Raw genomic sequence first — 15023 nt, 5'->3', positions numbered from 1 at the left:
ACCCGAGCACCGGGCCGGTGGCGGCGGACCGCTGATCAGCCGCCGACGGCGACGGCGACGACCCCCCGCCGCACTCGCTCCACCGCGGCCCGGGCGGTTCGGGCCACGGGGTCGTCGGCGACCTTGCCGAGCTGGTCCAGGAGGTCGATGAGCTGCCGCGCCCAGCGGACGAAGTCACCCCCGGAGAGCTCGGTGCCGGCCTGCTCGGCGCCGGCGAGCACCCGGTCCAGGCTCTGCCCGTCGGCCCAGCGGTAGGCGGCCCAGGCGAAGCCGAGATCGAGGTCGCGGCCGGCCGGTACGCCGTGGTCGAGCTCGACGTCCTGCAGCCGGGAGCGGATGGCGCGCATCTCGCCGATCGCCACGCCGACCTTGCCGGCCGGGACGGCGGGGAGGGCAGGGTTGTCCCGCCGCGCCTCGAAGACCAGTGTCGAGACCACGGCCGCCAGCTCGGCCGGCGTCAGGCCGCGCCAGATGCCGGCCCGCAGGCACTCGGCGGCGAGCAGGTCCGACTCCGACCAGATGCGGGCCAGCCGGCGGCCGTCGTCGGTCACCCTGTCCTCCTCCGCCCCCGCGTCGTCGACCGCACCGACCACCTCGGTGTCGGCCGGGACCAGCGGCGCGACCTCCGGCACCAGGTAGCCCAGTTCCTCCAGGACGTCGCAGGTGCGGTCGAACTGGCGGGTGAGGGAGCCGGTGCGCTCGGCCATCTTCCGCTGCAGCGACTCCGCCTCGTGCACCGCGCGCAGCCAGCGCTCGGCCATCCGCACCCGCTCCTCGCGGTCGGGCAGCTGGTGCACCGGGTGGTTGCGCAGCGCCTGCCGCAGGTCGGCGAGCACCGGGTCGTCGGCCGCCGCCGAGCGCCCCTTCTTCACCCGGCGCGCCCCCAGCTCGTGCTCCACCCGTGCGTTGCGCAGGGTGGAGGCGAGGTCGCGGCGGGCGTGCGGGCTGCGGTGGTTGAAGTTCTTGGGCACCCGCACCCGGGCCAGCGCCTGCACCGGCGTCGGGAAGTCCACCGAGCCCAGCCGCCCGGCCCACTTGTCCTCGGTCAGCACCAGGGGGCGTGGATCGGCCAGGTCGGTGATGCCCGGGTCGAGGACGACGGCCAGCCCCTGCCGGCGGCCCGTCGGCACGCGGATGACGTCCCCCGGGCGCAGCGCGGCCAGTGCATCGGCGGCCTCCATCCGGCGCTTGGCCTGCGAGTCCCGGGAGAGCTCCTTCTCCCGGTCGGCGATCTCCCGGCGCAACTGCGCGTAGGCCCCGACGTCACCGCGGTCGGAGCGCATCTCCGCGGCGAACTGCGCGGCGTCCCGCTCGTGACGGGCCGCCGCCCGCGCCAGGCCGACCACCGAGCGGTCGGCCTGGAACTGGGCGAAGGAGCTCGCCAGCAGTTCGCGGGCCCGGGCCCGCCCGAAGGAACCCACCAGGTTGACCGCCATGTTGTAGCTCGGCCGGAACGACGACCGGAGCGGGTAGGTGCGGGTGCTGGCCAGCCCGGCGACCACGCTCGGGTCCATCCCCGGCGCCCAGATGACGACGGCGTGCCCCTCCACGTCGATGCCGCGGCGGCCGGCGCGACCGGTCAGCTGCGTGTACTCCCCCGGGGTGATGTCGACGTGCGCCTCACCGTTCCACTTCACCAGCCGCTCGAGGACGACGGTGCGCGCCGGCATGTTGATGCCCAGCGCCAGGGTCTCGGTGGCGAAGACGGCCTTGACCAGGCCGCGGACGAAGCACTCCTCGACGGTCTCCTTGAACGCCGGCACCAGCCCCGCGTGGTGGGCGGCGAGCCCGGCGAGGAGGCCCTCGCGCCACTCCCAGAAGCCGAGGACGTGCAGGTCCTCCTCCGGCAGCGAGCCGGTGCGCTCGTCGATGATCGCGGCGATCTCGGCCCGCTCGGCCTCGTCGGTGAGGCGCAGCCCGCTGAGCAGGCACTGGTGCACGGCGGCGTCGCACCCGTTGCGGCTGAACACGAACGTGATCGCGGGCAGCAGGCCGGCGCGGTCGAGCCGTTCGACGACGTCGGACCGGGCGGGCGGCCGGTACCGGGGTCGGTGGTGGCCCTCCCGGCGCGAGGAGCCACCCCAGCTGTCGATGCGACGCTCGTGCTCGCGCACGTAGCGGACCAGTTCGGGGTCGACCACGGAGGCGCCGCGCTCGCGCGTGGACAGCGACCGGGGTTCCACGCCCTGCTCCCCCGCGTGCGCCGCGGGGCGCAGGGCGAACAGGTCGAACACCCGGTTGCCGACGAGCATGTGCTGCCAGAGGGGGATCGGCCGGACCTCGCTGACCACGACCTCCGTGTCGCCGCGCACGGTGACCAGCCAGTCGGCGAACTCCTCCGCGTTGCTCACCGTCGCCGACAGGGAGATCAGGGTCACCGACTGCGGCAGGTGGATGATCACCTCCTCCCACACGGCACCGCGGAACCGGTCGGCCAGGTAGTGGACCTCGTCCATGACCACGTAGCCCAGCCCCGCCAGCGCCGGCGACTCGGCGTAGAGCATGTTGCGGAGCACCTCGGTGGTCATCACGATCACCGGGGCGTCGCCGTTGACGGCGTTGTCGCCGGTCAGCAACCCGACCCGGTCGGCGCCGTAGCGCTCGACCAGGTCGTTGTACTTCTGGTTCGACAGCGCCTTGATCGGCGTCGTGTAGAAGGCCTTGCGCCCCTCGGCGAGCGCCTTGTGCACAGCGAACTCACCCACCACGGTCTTCCCGGCACCGGTCGGGGCGCAGACCAGCACGCCGGAGCCGCGCTCGAGCGCCTCGCAGGCCTCCACCTGGAACGGGTCCAGGGAGAAGCCGAGCTCGGCGGTGAACTCGGCCAGGACCGGGTGGGAGGTCCGCCTCCGGGCAGCTGCGTACCGCTCAGCGGGGCTGGACATGCCCCCACGTTAGGCGCTCTGCCCGGGTCGATCAGCGGAAGGACCCCGTCCTCCCCGCCCCTCGACGGCTCGGGGCGAGCCCCGAGACGCGGCCGAGCGACCCGGTGCTCAGGCCCGGCCGGCGCCGACGACGCGGAGGGCGCCGGGGACGCACTCGCTCACGACCGGCAGCGGGGCCACCAGCTCGCCGTCGGCGTAGGTGCTGACGCCGGCGCACGCCAGCTCCACCCGGGCGGCCCGGTGCACCGTCACCGCGGGGTGGTGGACATGGGTGCCGTCGGCCAGCCGCGGCTTGGTGCGGACCAGCTCCCGCCGGGAGACGACCCCCACGACGGTGACGTCGAGGAGTCCGTCGGCGACGTCGGCTCCCGGGCACATCCGCAAGCCGCCCCCGTACCAGGCCGTGTTGCCGACGGCGACCATGGTGGTCGGCAGGGTGCGCGCCACCCCGTCCAGGGTGAGCGTCACCTCGTAGGGCCGCAGCCGGGCCAGCTCCGCCAGGACGGCGACGTCGTACCGGCGGCGGCCGCGTGGCCAGCGCAGCCGGTTGGCGCGGTCGGTCACCGCGGAGTCGAAGCCGCAGCAGAGCACGGTGGCCCACCACCGGCCGGCGGTCCGGCCGGCGTCGACCGCCCGGGCGCGGCCGGCCAGCAGGTCGCCGGCGGCGGCGCGGGCGGCGGCCACCGGATCGGTCGGCACGGCGAGGGCCAGCGCCAGGTCGTTGCCGGTGCCGGCCGGGACCACGGCGAGCGGGACGGGTGTGCCGGCGACCGCCTGCAGCCCCGCGTGGGCGGCGCCGTCGCCCCCGATCGCGACGACGGCGCGGGCGCCGCCGTCGACCGCGACCGCTGCCTGCCGCTCGGCGTCGGGTCGGGTGGTCGCGGCGAGCACCCGGGGCGCCAGGCCCTCCTCGCGCAGGGCGTCGAGGACCGCCCGGGCCACGGCGCGGGCGCGGCCCCGCCCGGCGGCCGGGCTGACCAGGACCGCGACGTCCACGCCGGTCAGCCGCGGGCCGACGGCGAGGGTTCGACCGGCTCCTCCAGCGGTGACGGGCTGGCGTCCAGCGGGGAGGCCTCGTCGTCGTCCAGCCCGTGGAAGTGCTCGGCGGCCGCGCGCCGGGCCCGGCGACGGTCGACCAGGCGGGCGGTCTGGATCGCCAGCTCGAACAGCACGATCATCGGCCCGGCCATGAGCAGCATGGTGAACGGGTCCTGCGTGGGCGTCACGAACGCGGCGAAGACGACGGTGAGGAAGAAGATCCAGCGGCGGCTCCCCCGCAGCGCCTCGTAGCTCACGACGCCGACCAGGTTGAGCGCGATGGCGATCAGCGGAACCTCGAAGCTCACCCCGAACGCCACCAGCAGCGACAGGACGAAGCCGATGTAGTCCTGCGCGGTCAGCGCCACCACGACCCCGTCGCCGGCGAGGCTCAGCAGCAGCTCCAGGCCTGCGGACAGCGACACGTAGGCCAGCACGGCGCCGAGCACGAAGAGCAGCGTGGAGACGGCGACGAAGCCGACGCCGTAGCGCTTCTCGTTGCGCTTGAGGCCGGGGGTGATGAAGGCCCACAGCTGGTAGAGCCACACCGGCGCCGCGAGGACCACGCCGGCGAGGAAGGCCACCTTCAGGCGGATGAAGACACCGCCGAAGACGTTGGTCACGAGCAGCCCGCAGCCACCGGCGTCGTCCCCGGCATAGCGCAGGTCCTCCGGCAGCCCGCAGTACGGGGCACGGATGAACTCGCCCAGCCCGTGCTCGTACCACCAGAACGCGAGCACCGTGGTGAGCGCGAGCGCCAGCAGGGACTTGGCGATGCGGTTGCGGAGCTCGGTGAGGTGGGCGATCAGGCTCATGGTGGCCTGGGCATCGCGTGGCCGCCGCCGACGCCGACGCGCGCCGCGGGTCGCCTCGCTCACCGCCGTACCCCCGGGTGCGAAGCGGTCAGCGGGGGCCGTCGGCCGCGGCACGGGCCTGGTCGGCCTGCGCCCGCAGCTCCGCCGCACGCGCCTCGGCCTGCCGCGCCTCCTCCTGCAGCTGCGCGTTTCGCTCGTCCGCCGCGGAGGACGCGGGGGCGACGATCTCGCCGCGGACCGGTGTGGTCTTCGCCGCGTCGCGGGTGCGGACGTCGTCGTCCTTCATGCCCTTCATCTCGCCCTTGAAGATGCGCAGCGAACGACCCAGCGAGCGCGAGGCGTCGGGCAGCTTCTTGTAGCCGAAGAGCAACAGGATGGCCAGGATGATCAGGCCGATTTCCAGCGGGCCGAGTGACCCCATGGCGCGTCCTCCGAAAGGTGTGGTGACTGGGGTGATGCTACGCCGCGGGGCACCGGTTTCCCGACCGGTACGAGCACAGGAACCGCCGCTCGGGACGGAGTTCGCCGGCCGTTCAGCCGGCGGACGACCGGGCGTCGCGTAGCCGGCCGGCGCGGTCGGCGGACTCCTGCAGCCCGGCCCGTACCGGCGCGATGTCGGCCTCGGCCGCGGTCAGCTCGCGGGCCAGCCGCCCGAAGGCGCCGAGCACGCCGTGGGCGAGCACCCCGAGCACGGCGAGCGCCAGGACGACCACGACGGCGAGCACGATCCAGAACACCACGGCCGAACCCTAGCCCGCGCCGCCGGGCGCCACCCCGTACCGGGCCAGGGCGGCCCGGGCCTCGGCGGCGACCTGCGCGCCGATCTCGGCCGGCTCCTCCACCACCGCGTTGCCGCCCAGGATCGCGACCAGCCGCCGCGCCCAGGCCAGGTCCGCCGTGCGCACGGTGACGGCCAGCCCACCGGGCGGGTCGTCGACGGGCGTCACGTCCTCGGTCGGGTAGTAGTCGGCGACCCACCGGGCGCTGCGGGCCAGCCGCAGGCGCACGGCCGGGGTGTCGGGGCCGGGCTGGTAGAGCCCGTCGTCGATGCTGCGGCTGGTCGCCTGCGGCGGCGCGGCGGCGGGCTCGTCCAGCACCGTGGCCTCGTCCACCCGGTCGAGCCGGAACAGCCGGACGCCCTCGGCCCGGCGGCACCAGGCCTCGAGGTACCAGTGCCCGTCGACGTAGAGCAGCTGCATCGGGTCGACGGTGCGCTCGGTGCGCTCGTCGCGGGCCGGCACGTAGTAGTGCAGGTGCACCGCGCGCCGGTCCTGCAGCGCCTGCCGGGCGAGCGCCAGGGTCTCCTCCCGGGCGTCGACGCTCACGGCCAGCGGCGCCATCCGGGCCGCCGCGTCACCAGTGGCTGCCGAGACCTTGGCCAGCGCCCGGCTCACGGCGTCGCGCTCGGCCAGGCCGGGCAGCTCCAGCAGCGTGCGCAGCGCGACGACCAGCGCGACCGCCTCGTCGGTGGTCAGCCGCAGCGGCCGCACCATCCCCGCGCTGAACGTGACCCGGACCCGGTCCCCCTCGAAGGCGACGTCGATCAGGTCGCCGGGACCGTAGCCGGGCAGCCCGCACATCCAGAGCAGCTCCAGGTCGCGCTGCAGCTGCCGCTCGGGGACGCCGAAGTCGCGGGCAGCCTCGGCGAGCGCCACGCCCTCGGGACGGGCGGTGAGGTACGGGATCAGGGCCAGCAACCGGGTCATCCGGTCGGTCGCGCCCCCGGCGCTCACGGGCGCGTCCCCATCGCGGCCAGGCGGGTCAACCGGGCGATCACGGCGTCCCGCATGTCGGTCGGCGCCTCCACCACGACGTCGGCGCCGTAGGCGGCGATCTGGTCGGCCAGGGCCCACGGCTCGGTGGTGCGCAGCTGCAGCCGGTCCTCCACCTCACCGGTGCCGTCGTCGGCCGGGCCGAGGGAGGTGGCGTGCCGGCGCAGCCCCACGGCGGTTCCCGGCCGCGCCCGCACCACGATGAGGTACTCCTCCCCCTGCACCTGCCCGGCGACGACCGCGGTCAGGTCGAGGTCGGGCGGCGGCTCGAACGCCCCCACCGGGCCCACGGCCTTCGGCGTGCCGACGACGCGGGAGAGCCGGAACACCCGCGGCGCCCGCCGGTCCAGGTCGTGCCCGACCAGGTACCAGCGCCCGTGCCAGGCCACCACCCCCCACGGCTGGACGTCCCGGCGGGTCGCGGCGTCCTCGTCGGGGCGCCGGTAGTCGAACTGCAGCCGGCGCCGGTCGCGGGCCGCGGCGTAGCAGGGCTCGAACGCCGCCTCACCCCGGTCCAGGCGGGGCTTGATCGGCAGCGCCCGGGACGAGTCGACGTCGACCCCGGCGGCCTTGAGCTTCACCAGGGCGCTCTGCGCGGTGCCGGCCAGCTGCGCGGACTCCCACAGCCGCAGTGCCAGGCCCACGGCGGCTGCCTCCTCCCCGGTGAGGTGGATCTCGGGCAGCTCGTAGTCGGCGCGGGCGATGCGGTACCCGTCCTCGGTGTCGAAGACGCTGGTGCGCCCGGTCTCGAGGGGCACGCCCATCTCGCGCAGCTCGGCCTTGTCCCGCTCGAACATGCGCTTGAACGCCTCGTCGGCCCGGTCGCTGCCGTCGTCGGGCTCGTACCCGGGCACGGTGGCGCGGATGCGCGCCGCCGTCACGTACTGCCGGGTGCTGAGCAGCGCGATGACCAGGTTGACCAGTCGCTCCGCCCGCTTGGCCGCCATGGCCCCCAGGCTAGTCAGCCCGCCGGGGAGCCGTCGTCGCCCGGCCGCGCGGCGGCGTGCTGGTTAGCCTGCGGGTATGACCAGTGCTCCCCCGTCCGCGCCCGCATCCCGGATCCGCTGGCGGCGGGGCCGGGTCACCGCGACCGGCCGGGCCTGGCGCGACGCGCTGGAGCTGACCGTCGAGGTGGCCGATGACGGCGAGCTGCGGGCGCTGGCCTACCCCTCCCTCGTCGGCGTCCCCGAGGTGGGCGACGAGGTGCTGCTCAACACCACCGCGCTGGCGCGGGAGCTGGGCACCGGCGGCTACGCGATGGTGGTGGCCGTCCCCGACCGGCTGCCCCCGGACCCCGAGGGCCCCGGGCACCTGGTGAAGGCCCGGTACACGCCGCTGCAGGTGATGGTGCAGGGCGTCGACGAGCAGGAAACCGAGCACCACGCGACGATCGCGGACGCCGACGACCTCGGCGGGATGCCGGTCGTCGTGGCCGACCTGCACTCGGCCCTGCCGGCGGTCCTGATCGGGATGCTGGCGACCGACCCCGATCTCAAGGTCGCCTACGTGATGACCGACGGCGGGGCGCTGCCCGCCGCGTTCTCCCGCACGGTGGGCGCGCTCAAGCCCTCGCTGGCCGGCGTGGTGACCGCCGGTCAGGCCTACGGCGGTGACCTGGAGGCGGTCACGCTCCACACCGGGCTGCTGGCGGCGAGGCACGTGCTGCACGCCGACCTGGCGGTCGTCACGCAGGGGCCCGGCAACCTGGGCACGGGAACGCCGTGGGGCTTCTCCGGGGTGGCCGCGGGCGAGGCGTGCAACGCCGTCAGCGTCCTGGGCGGCCTGCCGGTCGGGGCCCTGCGCATCTCCGACGCCGATCCGCGCCCGCGCCACCGCGGCGTCTCCCACCACTCGCTGACCGCGTTCGGGCGGGTGGCGCTGGGCGGCGTGACCCTGGTGGCGCCCCGTGGGCTCTCCTCCGAGCTCGGCGGTCAGGTGGACGAGGACCTGGCGAGCCAGCCGGAGCGGAACACCGTCGTCTGGGTGGACACCGACGGGCTCGACGCCGCGCTGGGGCTCTCACCCGTCCCGCTGCGCACCATGGGCCGCGGCTACCCCGAGGAGCGGGCCTACTTCCTGGCCGCGGCGGCGGCCGGGCGCTACGCGGCGCTCCAGGTGCCGGTGCCCGAAGATGCGGAGGGCTCGGCCGAGACCGTCTCCACGCCCGACGCCTGACGCCGTCCCGGAACGGCGAGTCATGCGAACTCGGGGCCATCAGCGACCGATGACCACGAGTTCGCATGACTCGGCAGCTCACATGCTGGCGATGAGCTTCTCCACGCGCTCGTCGACGGACTTGAACGGGTCCTTGCACAGGACGGTCCGCTGCGCCTGGTCGTTGAGCTTGAGGTGCACCCAGTCGACGGTGAAGTCGCGCCGCTTCTCCTGCGCCTTGCGGATGAACTCGCCGCGCAGCTTGGCGCGGGTGGTCTGCGGGGGCACGTTCTTCGCCTCGAAGACCCGCGGCTCGTGCGCCACCCGGTCGACCTGGCCGTTGCGCTCGAGCAGGTAGTACAGCCCCCGGGTGCGGCTGATGTCGTGATAGGCCAGGTCCATCTGCGCGATGCGCGGCGAGGACAGCGGCAGGTCGCGCTTGGCGCGGTAGCGCTCCAGCAGGTTGTACTTGATGGCCCAGTCGATCTCGCGGTCGATCAGGCTGAGGTCCTCGCTGTCGACGGCCTTGAGCACCCGCCCCCACAGTTCGAGCATCTGCCGGTGCACCGGGGTGCAGCCCTCGCGGTCGGCGAACTCGGTGGCGCGGCTGTGGTACTCGGCCTGGATCTCCAGCGCCGACATCTCGCGGCCGCCGGCCAGCCGCACCTTCCGGCGGCCGGTCATGTCATGGCTGATCTCGCGGATCGCCCGGATCGGGTTCTCCAGCGTCATGTCGCGGATCGGGGTGCCCGCCTCGATCATGCGCAGCACGAGGTCGGTCATGGCGACCTTGAGCAGCGTCGTCGTCTCGCTCATGTTCGAGTCACCGACGATGACGTGCAGCCGCCGGTAGCGCTCGGCGTCGGCGTGCGGCTCGTCGCGGGTGTTGATGATCGGCCGGGACCGCGTGGTGGCGCTGGAGACGCCCTCCCAGATGTGCTCCGCCCGCTGGCTGACGCAGTACAGCGCGCCGCGCGGGGTCTGCAGGACCTTGCCGGCGCCGACGACGATCTGCCGGCTGACGAGGAACGGGATCAGGACGTCGGCCAGCCGGCCGAACTCTCCGTGCCGACCGACGAGGTAGTTCTCGTGGCAGCCGTAGCTGTTGCCGGCCGAGTCGGTGTTGTTCTTGAACAGGTAGATGTCGCCGGTGACGCCCTCCTCGGCCAGGCGCTGCTCGGCGTCGACCAGCAGGCCTTCCAGGATCCGCTCGCCGGCCTTGTCGTGGACGACGAGCTCGGAGAGGTCGTCGCACTCGGCCGTCGCGTACTCGGGGTGGCTGCCGACGTCGAGGTAGAGCCGGGAGCCGTTGCGCAGGAAGACGTTGGAGCTGCGCCCCCACGAGACCACCCGTCGGAACAGGTAGCGGGCCACCTCGTCCGGTGACAGCCGGCGCTGCCCCTTGAAGGTGCACGTGACGCCGTACTCGGTCTCGATGCCGAAGATCCGTCGGTCCACGCTCCGAGCCTAGGCGCCGGAAGCGACACCGGCCCACCGCCGGACCGGCGGGGCGCTACCGCTTCGCGTCGAGCCGCTGCAGCAGGTCGTCGAACGCCTGCTCGATCTCGTCGTGCCCGTTCTGAGACGCCCGCTGCTTGCCGTGGATCAGCGCGGCCCGGTTGACCTTCGAGAAGTCGCCGTACGGGAAGTGGTAGCGCTTCTTCGTCTCCTCGCCGGCGTCCGGATCGACGGCGAGGTGCCAGGCGGCGTAGCCGTCCCAGCCATGCGCGTCGATCTCGGCATTGCCGTCGTCGGCGGACGGTGCGGCGTCGGACCATTCGGTCTCGTCGTCGTACTTCCCGTCGTCGATGAGCTTCCTCGCCTGCGCGAGCGCGTCGTCGTTGAGTTCGTAGTCCGGCATGCCCGCTCCCCTACCCCGTACGCGCGGGTCATCCGCCCGACTGCGGATGCCCCTCGCCGCTGTCGGTGGCGCCCCCGGCGGTGTCGGGGGCGGCGGGGTCACCGAGCCCGGCCGGCGTGCCCGGGGCGGGGTGGCTGGGCACGTGGGCGGAGGTGGGCGGCTGCGTCCCCTCGGTACCGGTCTCGCCGTCACCGAGCAGGGTGTGCAGGGCGGTGCCCACGACGCGGCGGAACGCCCGCTTGGGGCGCCGCCTGTCCAGGACGGCGACCTCCAGCTGCTGGGCGGTCAGCCGCGACGGACCGCCGTCACCGCTCCCCGCGGTGGCGGGGCTGACCGCGGAGAGGGCGTCGACGCCGACCTTGAGCGCGTCGGCGAGCCCCATGCCGGCGTGGAAGTGGTCGCGCAGGTGCCCGGTGACGGCGTCGGCCTGGCCGCCCATGACCACGAAGTCGGGCTCGTCGACGACCGAGCCGTCGAAGGTGAGCCGGTAGAGCTGGTCGCGGTCGGGGGTCTCCCCCACCTCGGCGACGCACAGCTCGACCTCGTAGGGCTTCATCTGCTCGGTGAAGATGGCGCCGAGGGTCTGCGCGTAGGCGTTGGCGATCACCCGGCCGGTGACGTCGCGGCGGTTGTAGGAGTAGCCGCGGACATCGGCCAGCCGGACGCCGGCGACGCGCAGGCTCTCGAACTCGCTGTAGCGGCCGACCGCGGCGAAGCCGATGCGGTCGTAGATCTCGCCGATCTTGTGCAGCGTGGAGCTGGGGTTCTCGGCGATGAGCAGCACGCCGTCGACGTAGGTGAGGACGGCGACGCTGCGACCGCGGGAGATGCCCTTGCGGGCGTACTCCGAGCGGTCGCGCATGACCTGCTCGGCGGAGGCGTAGTAGGGCATGGTCATGGCTCAGGCCTCCCCGGCCGCGTTCTGGCGCTCGGCGGCCGCGCGCTCGGTCACGATGGCGTCGGCGACGGCGGCGATCTCGGCGTCGGTGAGCCGGACGGCGCCTTCGGCGTCGACCCGGTAGACGATCGGGTACAGCCGCCGGACCGGGTCGGGACCGCCGGTGGCCGAGTCGTCGTCGGCCGCGTCGTAGAGGGCCTCGACGACGGTGCGGGTCGCGGCTGCGGCGTCCAGGCCCTGCCGCCACGTCTTCTTGAGGCTGTTCCGGGCGAACAGCGAGCCGGAGCCGACCGTGGCGTAGCCGCGCTCCTCGTAGTTCCCGCCGGTGACGTCGTAGCTGAAGATCCGGCCCGGGAGCTCGCCGGGGGCGGCGTCGAGGTCGAAGCCGGCGAACAGCGGGACGACGGCCAGGCCCTGCAGCGCCGCGCCGAGGTTCCCGCGGATCATCTGCGCCAGGCGGTTGGCCTTGCCGTCGAGGGAGAGCGTGAGGCCCTCGATCTTCTCGTAGTGCTCGAGCTCGACCTGGTAGAGCTTCACCATCTCGATGGCGATGCCCGCGGCGCCGGCGATGCCGATGACGCTGTAGGAGTCGGCCGGGTAGACCTTCTCGATGTCGCGGCTGGAGATCAGGTTCCCCATGGTGGCGCGCCGGTCGCCACCCATGAGCACGCCGCCGGCGTAGGTCGCGGCGACGATCGTGGTGCCGTGCGGGGCGATGTCACCCACGGGCAGCTGCGGGACCGGGCGCCGACCGGGCAGCAGGTCGGGCGCGGTGGACCCGAGGAAGTCGGTGAACGAGGAACCCACCCGGTCCAGGTACGCGGGCGGGAACCCGCTCCGGCCAGCTGACGACTCGTTCACCCATCCGCCTCTCCCGCCTGCATGCGCCGGCGTCCACCCGTTGCTCCGCCGGGAGCTTCGTGCTCCTCGGCGTCAGGGCGACCCTACCGGCGGTCGCTCCACCCGGATGGCTCGGACCGGGCCGAGGCCGGCAGCCGAGAACATGGCCGTGATGCGCTGGCTCAGGGTGTGGAAGCGGACGTAGTCCGCGGCCGCGCGCAACACCTCCGGATCGTCCCTGAACTGGCCGAGCCCGCCGTTGCAGTTGAAACACAACAGCGCCCGGACGGCGCCCGTCGCGTGGTCGTGGTCGACGTGCTGGGCGGGCGCGGTGCGGCAGATGGCGCAGACCCCGCCCTGTACTTCGAGCATCACATCCGCCTCGGCCGCCGTGATGCCATACCGCCGTGTGAGGTGGTACGAGCGTGCGCCGCCCGCTTTCGCACGCGAGGCGTGGCCGCGGGCGTTGTGGCACGGGAGGCAGTAGGTGGCGTGCCCGGAGCGGGTCGTGCGCGTCTTCGGGAACTGCTCGAACGCCCTCACCTCGCCGCAGTCGGGACACCACTTCGAGCCTTCCGGGACGTCGAGGCCCTTCGGTGCCAGCCGGTGCTTGCGTGGTTGGAGACGGCGGGCTTCCCGGCTCTTGGCAGCTCGTTCGGCGAGATGCGTGCGGCAGTAGAAGGCGAGTCCGTCACGCGATCTCTTGTTCTTGCTGAAGTCGGAGACGGGGCGGTGCGCCCGGCAGTCACGACAGAACTTGGTGTCCACCGATCAGCTTCTTCACCAGAAGATGATCTTGGTCACTGGCCCCCTTTTTGTACGTACGCACGCACGAAGTCCTCACTGTTCTCCTCGAGGACGTCGTCGATCTCGTCCAGCAACGAATCGACGTCCTCGGTCATCTCCTTGTGGCGCTCGGCCACCTCCGAGTCGACCGACGCCTCGATCTCCTCGTTCTCCTCGCGCGACCGCGTCGCCTTCTGCTGCCCGCCGGTGTCCCTGGTGGCCATGCTGCCCTCCGGTCCTTCTCGTGGCTGGTGCTGGTCAGGAAAGTACCCGCAGGAACCGACATCCGGCGTCCGTCGGCCGAGGGCGGTGGAGACCGCCCATCGGTGAGGACGGCCGGTCAGGGGCCGGTGATCGTGTCGACGAGCTCCTGGGCCGTCGCGGAGGCCTCGAAGAGCGCGCCGACGTGCTCCCGGGTGCCCCGCAACGGCTCGAGCGTCGGGATGCGCACCAGGTTCTCCCGGCCCAGGTCGAAGACCACCGAGTCCCAGGAGGCGGCGGCGATCTGCGTCGGGAAGCGGCGCAGGCACTCGCCGCGGAAGAACGCCCGGGTGTCCGCCGGTGGAGTCACCATCGCGCGCGTCACCTCGTCGTCGGTGAGCAGCCGCTGCATGGCCCCGCGGGCGACCAGCCGGTTGTAGAGCCCCTTGTCCGGCCGGACGTCGGAGTACTGCAGGTCGACCAGCTGCAGCCGCGAGTCGTTCCAGTCCAGGCCGTCGCGGGAGCGGTACCCCTCGAGCAGCCGCAGCTTCGCCGGCCAGTCCAGCTGGTCGGCGAGGCGCATCGGGTCGGCCGCCAGGTCGTCGAGGACCGCCGCCCATCGGTGCAGCACGTCGGTGGTCTGCTCGTCGGCCTCCCCGCGGGTCGCCACGAAGCGCTCGGCCGCCTCCAGGTAGAGCCGCTGCACCTCGATCGCGGTCAGCTGCCGTCCGTCGCGGAGCCGGACCCGGTGGGTGAGCGAAGGGTCGTGGCTGACCGCCTGCAGCTCGGCCACCGGCTCCTCGATCGCGAGGTCGGAGGGCAGGGCCCGCGCCTCGATCATGGCCAGCACCAGCGACGTCGTCCCGACCTTGAGGTAGGTGGACAGCTCCGCCAGGTTCGCGTCGCCGATGATGACGTGCAGCCGGCGGTACTCGTCGGGGTTGGCGTGCGGCTCGTCGCGCGTGTTGATGATCGGCCGCTTCAGGGTCGTCTCCAGACCCACCTCGACCTCGAAGAAGTCGGCGCGCTGCGAGAGCTGGAACCCCGGCGTCCGGCTCTCCGTCCCGATGCCGACCTTGCCGGAGCCGGCGAACACCTGCCGGGTGACGAAGAACGGCACCAGCCCGCGGATGATGTCGATGAACGGCGTCCGCCGGTCCATCAGGTAGTTCTCGTGCGCGCCGTAGGACGCGCCCTTGCCGTCGGTGTTGTTCTTGTAGAGCTGGATCGGGTGCGTGCCGGGGATCTGCACTGCGCGGCGGGCGGCCTCGGCCATGACCCGCTCCCCTGCCTTGTCCCACAGGACGATGTCGCGCGGGGTGGTGACCTCCGGCGTCGAGTACTCCGGGTGCGCGTGGTCGACGTAGAGGCGCGCGCCGTTGGTCAGGATGACGTTGGCCATCCCGGAGTCCTCGTCGAGGTCGTTGTGGTCCAGGGCCTGGGCCGGGGTCAGGTCGAAGCCCCGGGCGTCGCGCAGCGGTGACTCCTCCTCGAAGTCCCACCGGGGACGGCGGGGCGTCGGCGCATCGGCCACCGCCCACGCGTTCACGACGAGGCTCGACAGCGTGGTCGGGTTCGCCCCCGGCTGCCGCGGCACCGAGATGCCGTACTCGACCTCGGTGCCCATGACCCGCCGCACGCTCATGGCCCAACCCTAGGCCGAGGCCGCTCCGGGGACCGGTGCCGGCATCGAGCCGCGGACCTGGCACATACCGGATCGGTTCCGTAGCCTCGGTGGTGCCCCGGCCGCACCAGCGCGGTCATCGGGACGAA

At 73.4% G+C, this 15023-nt stretch carries 15 protein-coding genes; 1 reads left to right on the top strand and 14 read right to left on the bottom strand.

All coding sequences use genetic code 11. From position 1 onward, the window contains the following. Positions 1-35: 35 nt before the first annotated feature. The 7 genes from ACI799_RS01840 to ACI799_RS01810 all read right to left on the bottom strand — a co-directional run bounded on the left by ACI799_RS01840 (position 36) and on the right by ACI799_RS01810 (position 7457). A complete protein-coding gene (locus ACI799_RS01840; protein ID WP_456595653.1) occupies positions 36-2885 on the bottom strand; it encodes a DEAD/DEAH box helicase in 2850 nt (949 codons plus the stop codon). 108 nt (positions 2886-2993) lie between these two features. Continuing rightward, positions 2994-3881 carry a diacylglycerol/lipid kinase family protein gene (locus ACI799_RS01835; protein ID WP_456612271.1) on the bottom strand — a complete coding sequence of 296 codons (888 nt, stop codon included), beginning with the start codon at positions 3879-3881 and terminating at the stop codon, positions 2994-2996. A gap of 5 nt (positions 3882-3886) precedes the next feature. After that, the gene (gene tatC / locus ACI799_RS01830) at positions 3887-4738 is read right to left on the bottom strand and encodes a twin-arginine translocase subunit TatC (RefSeq protein ID WP_456587855.1); all 852 of its coding nucleotides are present in this window, start codon (positions 4736-4738) and stop codon (positions 3887-3889) included. An 88-nt stretch (positions 4739-4826) separates the two neighbouring features. Then, positions 4827-5159, bottom strand: coding sequence for a Sec-independent protein translocase subunit TatA (gene tatA / locus ACI799_RS01825; protein ID WP_456587856.1), 333 nt, complete (start codon positions 5157-5159; stop codon positions 4827-4829). Positions 5160-5271: 112 nt separating this feature from the next. Then, positions 5272-5478, bottom strand: a complete 207-nt coding sequence (locus ACI799_RS01820) for a hypothetical protein (protein WP_456587857.1) — start codon at positions 5476-5478, stop codon at positions 5272-5274. A 9-nt stretch (positions 5479-5487) separates the two neighbouring features. Next, on the bottom strand, positions 5488-6471 hold the full coding sequence (locus ACI799_RS01815) for a helix-turn-helix transcriptional regulator (protein ID WP_456595651.1): 984 nt from the start codon (positions 6469-6471) through the stop codon (positions 5488-5490). Further along, complete coding sequence (locus ACI799_RS01810) at positions 6468-7457, bottom strand: helix-turn-helix transcriptional regulator (RefSeq protein WP_456587859.1); 990 nt, start codon at positions 7455-7457, stop codon at positions 6468-6470. Before ACI799_RS01810 ends, ACI799_RS01815 begins: the two co-directional genes overlap by 4 nt. 76 nt (positions 7458-7533) lie before the next feature. On the opposite strand from ACI799_RS01810, the gene ACI799_RS01805 reads away from it, so the two are divergent. Continuing rightward, entirely contained in the window at positions 7534-8685 is a 1152-nt protein-coding gene (locus ACI799_RS01805; RefSeq protein ID WP_456587860.1) for a DUF3866 family protein, read from the top strand. 78 nt (positions 8686-8763) lie between these two features. Here ACI799_RS01805 and pafA read toward each other — a convergent pair whose 3' ends face one another. The 7 genes from pafA to dop all read right to left on the bottom strand — a co-directional run bounded on the left by pafA (position 8764) and on the right by dop (position 14895). Next, entirely contained in the window at positions 8764-10122 is a 1359-nt protein-coding gene (pafA, locus tag ACI799_RS01800) for a Pup--protein ligase (RefSeq protein WP_456587861.1), read from the bottom strand. Between the two features lie 55 nt (positions 10123-10177). Continuing rightward, positions 10178-10525 (bottom strand): hypothetical protein, encoded by a 348-nt coding sequence (locus ACI799_RS01795; protein ID WP_456587862.1) that lies wholly within the window; start codon positions 10523-10525, stop codon positions 10178-10180. Positions 10526-10553: 28 nt separating this feature from the next. Next, positions 10554-11423 (bottom strand): proteasome subunit alpha, encoded by an 870-nt coding sequence (gene prcA, locus ACI799_RS01790; protein WP_456612270.1) that lies wholly within the window; start codon positions 11421-11423, stop codon positions 10554-10556. A gap of 3 nt (positions 11424-11426) precedes the next feature. After that, positions 11427-12284, bottom strand: a complete 858-nt coding sequence (prcB, locus tag ACI799_RS01785; RefSeq protein ID WP_456587864.1) for a proteasome subunit beta — start codon at positions 12282-12284, stop codon at positions 11427-11429. Between the two features lie 72 nt (positions 12285-12356). Then, positions 12357-13031 carry an endonuclease VII domain-containing protein gene (locus tag ACI799_RS01780; RefSeq protein ID WP_456599317.1) on the bottom strand — a complete coding sequence of 225 codons (675 nt, stop codon included), beginning with the start codon at positions 13029-13031 and terminating at the stop codon, positions 12357-12359. 32 nt (positions 13032-13063) lie between these two features. Next, a complete protein-coding gene (locus ACI799_RS01775) occupies positions 13064-13273 on the bottom strand; it encodes a ubiquitin-like protein Pup (protein ID WP_456587866.1) in 210 nt (69 codons plus the stop codon). A gap of 116 nt (positions 13274-13389) precedes the next feature. Continuing rightward, entirely contained in the window at positions 13390-14895 is a 1506-nt protein-coding gene (gene dop / locus ACI799_RS01770) for a depupylase/deamidase Dop (RefSeq protein WP_456612269.1), read from the bottom strand. Positions 14896-15023 lie beyond the last annotated feature (128 nt).

It is taken from the genome of Blastococcus sp. SYSU DS0753, from assembly GCF_054051175.1.
The sequence above is the reverse complement of the archived record's forward strand: the minus strand, read 5'-3'. Positions and strand labels throughout refer to the sequence as shown.